A 400-nucleotide genomic window follows, 5' to 3' on the forward strand; every position below is an offset into this window, starting at 1 on the left:
AGAGATCAAATCGCTTTTTGGTCCAGCCAACCTGCTTTCAGCCCTTACCTGCAGACCGATCATTTCGCTCCCTGGGAATTCAAATGCCGCCACTGCGGCAGCCTGGGCCGCGGGATGTCCAAAGCCCTGCTGTTGAGGCTCGAAGCCCTTTATGTGAAATTGGGCTCAGTCCCCATCTGGGTGACTTCAGGTTATCGCTGTCCGGTGCACAACAGCAGGCTTTCAGGAGCCGCTGCCAATTCGCAGCATATGTATAATACCGCAGCTGACATTCAGGTCAGCGTTGCCCCTGCCGCCGTAGCCAATGCGGCCGAAACCATTTTCGGGGACGGGGGGCTGGGACGCTATTCCAGTTTCACCCATGTGGATGTGCGCGGTTATCATGCCCGCTGGTAGTAAC

General features: G+C 56.8%; 1 protein-coding gene. It reads left to right on the plus strand.

Going from position 1 to position 400, the window contains the following annotated elements; all coding sequences use genetic code 11:
• The coding region (locus tag B3W37_RS14675) for a YcbK family protein (protein WP_483176246.1) at positions 1 to 396 on the plus strand (396 nt) is incomplete at its 5' end.
• Between the last annotated feature and the right edge of the window lie 4 nt (positions 397 to 400).

The sequence above is a fragment of the Syntrophomonas sp. UBA5494 genome, assembly GCF_002426325.1.